A 3,928-nucleotide genomic window follows, 5' to 3' on the forward strand; every position below is an offset into this window, starting at 1 on the left:
CAAGGAGCAAGCCGCACTGCACGCATAAATTCGTCGGGGGCGGAGGGAATGAACGCTCCCGTGATCGGGGTTGACGCCCTGTTGGCGCTGGTAGCGGCCGTCCAGCGGCTGCGGAATGCGCAGATCGACGAAGAAAGCAACGAAGGAGAGGGAGGTTTGCTGGAGTATCAGCACGTACAACCATGCCTCCCCGAAGGCGGGCTCGGCGATGGACGTCCCGCCGTGGGAGGAATTCCCGGAAATGAACCGGGTGGCCGTGCGGCGCCTGCTGAGCCTGCTGGTCGAACGGGCGGCGCCGGCGAGCGGGGGCGGAGGTGAGCGGGGTGAGCACGGCGACCCTGCCGTGGGAGCGGCTGCACGGCAAGGTGCAGCCACAGCATCTTGATCTTCTGGCGGCGGTGTACGTCCGCCAGTCCACCCTCGCGCAGGTCGAGCACCACGGCGAGTCGACCCGGGTGCAGTACGGGCTGGCCGAGCGGGCGGTGGCGTTGGGGTGGGCCCGGTCGCGGGTACTGGTCATCGACGACGACCTTGGGTATTCGGCGTCGGGGGTGGCCGACCGGCCGGGGTTCGCCCGGCTGGTCGCCGAGGTCGGCCTGGGACATGTGGGCATCGTGGTGGGCGCGGAGATGTCCCGGCTGGCCCGCAGCGGCCGGGAGTGGCACCAGCTCCTCGAGCTGTGCGCCATCTCGGGGACCCTGCTCGCCGACACCGACGGGGTCTACGACCCCAACGACCACAACGACCGGCTGCTGCTGGGGCTCAAGGGGACGATCAGCCAGGCCGAGCTGTTCCTGATCCGGCAGCGGATGTGGTCCGGGCGGGTGAGCAAGGCCCGCCGCGGACAGCTGGCGGTGCCGCTGCCCACCGGCTACGTGCGCCGGCCCTCGGGGGAGGTGGTGCGCGACCCCGACGAGCAGGTCCAGGCCGTGGTGCGCCTGGTCTTCGAGCTCTTCGACCGGTTCGGCACGGTGAACGCGATGCTGTCCCACCTGGCCGACAACGACATCCAGGTCGGGGTCCGCATGCGGGAGGGGTCCGACCGGGGCGAGCTGGAATGGCGCCGGCCCAGCCGGACCGGGATCCAGAACATGCTGCGCCACCCGGCCTACGCTGGGGTCTACACCTACGGCCGCAGCAGCCTGGACCCCCGGCGGCGGAAGGCCGGGCGGCCGGACACCGGGCGGGTGCGCCAACCCCGCGAGGACTGGGTGGCCTACCTGCCCGGGGTGCTGCCGCCCTACATCAGCGTCGAGCAGTACGAGCGGAACATGCAGCGATTGCAGGCCAACCGGTCCTGGGCGCAGAACACGGGCGCGGCGCGTAACGGCCCGGCCCTGCTCAGCGGGCTGGTGGTCTGCGGCCGGTGTGGCCGCAAGATGGCGGCGCAGTACCGGCGGGGGTCCGGCGGGAAAATGGTCCCGTTCTACGCCTGTTCCCGCGATTCCGTCGAATACGGTGCCGAGCGGTGCCAGCAGCTGGCCGGCGGCTGCCTGGACGCCTACGTCACCGCGCTGCTGCTGGCGGCCGTGGCCCCGGTCGCGTTGGAGGTCTCCCTGGCCGCGGCCGAGCAGGTCGAGGCGCAGCGGGCGCAGGTGGACCAGATCTGGCGGCAGCGCCTGGAGCGGGCCGACTACGCCGCCGACCGGGCCCGGCGCCAGTACCGGCTGGCCGAGCCGGAGAACCGGCTGGTCGTGCGCCAGCTGGAAAAAGACTGGGAGGCGGCGCTCGCCGAGCGCCAACGCCTGGGTGAGGACTACGACCGCTTTGCCGCAGCTCGCCCGCGCACCCTCACCGCCGCCGAACGCGACCAGATCCGCGCGCTGGCCGCCGACATCCCCGGGCTCTGGCATGCGCCCACCACCACCGACGCCGACCGCAAGCAGCTGCTGCGCCTGCTCGTCGAGCAGGTCCGCGTCGAGGTCGTCGGTGTCAGCGAGACGGTGAAGGTGCAGGTGACCTGGGCCGGGGGGCACCGCAGCGACGGCGAGGTGGTGCGCCCGGTAGCCCGCCTGACCCAGCTCAGCTACTACCCGCAGCTGGCCACGCGGGTCCGCGAGCTCGCCGCCGCCGGGCACAACGCCGCCCAGATCGCCGACTGCCTGAACGGGGAGGGCTTCCACCCGCCCAAGCGGCGGGCCTGCTTCGGCCCGCAGGGAGCCCGCGACCTGATGGGCACCCTCGGCCTGACTGAACCGGCTACCCGGCGCCGCAGCAGCCCGCCACTGGGCGAGCACGAGTGGTGGCTGCCCGACCTCGCCCGCGCACTCGACATGCCCCCGGTCACCCTCTACACCTGGATCGGCCGCGGCTGGGTGGACGCCCACCGCCACCCCGACGCCCCGCGCAGATGGGTCGTCCACGCCGACCCCGCCGAGGTCGACCGGCTGCGCGCCCTGCACCTGACCCCCCGCGGGCAGCACACCCGCCGGCCCTGGCTGGCCCACCAGCAGGCCGCCACGAACACAATCATGAACACCGAGCCGGAAGGAAGCACCGGTGATGCCGAGCCGTAGTTATGACAGCACTGCGGCTTGCTCCTCTCGGAGGCCTCCTGGCCCTTGTAGTCGAGGAAGACCCCGGCGGTGTCCTTCTCCTCGATGCTCTGGTTCGTCAGCAGCGCGAACCAGCCGTCGGCCTTCTCTGCGAGGTCGAGCGCGTCGGGGTCGAAGAACCAGGTCAGGTGTGGTCTGCCGGTGTCGGGGTCGGTGTCGAGGTGCGTGCGCAGCCACGCCCCGACCCGACACTCTGCGGTGATCTTCTCGACGCGGGCGCGGACCGCAGCCTCGTCGGGGTAGTAGCGGGTCCCAAGGTTGCGGTGCAGCACGACGAGCGCCGCGCGCGCCTTGTCGATCTGTTTCGTGCGGGTGGTCGCGGTCGTCTCGGCGCGGCGGGCCGAGTGGGAGAACACCGTGCGCACGGGGAACGGCGGGTCGGCGGCCTTCGGCCCGCGTAAGGTCGTGGTCCCCTCGACGACCCGGTGGACGTCGCGCTCGTGGAACAGCTTGTTCTGGTCGCGCTGGGCCGCCCAGTCCACGATCGTGGCGGTAGTCGGGTCGTGGGCGGCGAGTTCGGCCAGCCCGACGAGCGTGCGCGAGGCGGGGGCGACGAACGTGGCCCCGGCGGCATCGATCGCCCGCAGGTTCGTGTAGGAGACCAGCTTGCTGTCCCCGACCATCAGGAAGCGGCGCTCACCGGCCAGTTCGCGCAGGGCGCGCAGCGCGCCCTCGACCTGGCTGATCTCGGCGGCGCCGCCGTCGTAGGCGCGGGTGAGTAGCGCGACCGCGCCGTCGGCGCTGGTCGCGACGCCCACCTGGACCTGTTTGAGGTCGAATCTGTGATCTTTTGGGTGGCCGGGTTTCGGGGTGGTGTAGGCGGGGTCGGCCTGGTCGTAGGCGCCGTACACGGACATGCTGGTCATGTCCCAGTGAAAGCGCAGGGTCTCGATGCCGAACGCCGCGACCGCGGCCGCGCCGATCGAGCCGGCGATCGCGTCGGCCTGCTCGGCGAGGGCTTCGAGCGCCCGGCCGCACCGGTCGTCGTTGAGCGCGTCGGGCTCGATCCCGAAGATTTCCTTGACGGCCCACCTGCGGGCCCACTGCTCGACCCGGATCAGCGGGGTCGGGGACGTCAGCCGGTTGGCGATCAGCATGGCGATGACCTGGCCGTGGGTGTAGCGGGCCTTGTTCTCCTGGATCGGGCACAGCCGGTCGATGATCGCGACGAGGTCGATCCTCGCGAGCAGGCTACGGATCACGGGCAGCGAGCCGAGGAACTTCTCCGAGCTCGGGGGCCCGTAGAGGAGGTCTGCGGTCGCCAGCACGCTGCGAACCGTGCCAGACCGGACGCACTACGCACCAGGTTGATCGCCACGCCGCCGGATCAAGAAGTCACGCAATCAGCACACTGGACGATCGTGCGGAGTACA

Annotated in this window: 2 protein-coding genes and 1 pseudogene; 1 reads left to right on the top strand and 2 read right to left on the bottom strand. The window is 71.5% G+C overall.

Translation table 11 applies throughout. The annotated features are described in order from the left end of the window. A partial coding sequence (locus tag MJ777_RS22465) for a hypothetical protein (protein WP_239377711.1) occupies positions 1-180 on the bottom strand: 180 nt, incomplete at its 3' end. Between the two features lie 134 nt (positions 181-314). On the opposite strand from MJ777_RS22465, the gene MJ777_RS22470 reads away from it, so the two are divergent. Further along, positions 315-2,516, top strand: coding sequence for a recombinase family protein (locus MJ777_RS22470; RefSeq protein ID WP_370652816.1), 2,202 nt, complete (start codon positions 315-317; stop codon positions 2,514-2,516). A gap of 32 nt (positions 2,517-2,548) precedes the next feature. On the opposite strand, the pseudogene MJ777_RS22475 reads toward MJ777_RS22470, so the two are convergent. Beyond that, positions 2,549-3,823, bottom strand: a pseudogene (locus MJ777_RS22475) (IS1634 family transposase); the annotation flags it as partial. Positions 3,824-3,928 lie beyond the last annotated feature (105 nt).

This window comes from Protofrankia sp. Cj5 (assembly GCF_917627405.1).
Taxonomy (GTDB): domain Bacteria; phylum Actinomycetota; class Actinomycetes; order Frankiales; family Frankiaceae; genus Protofrankia.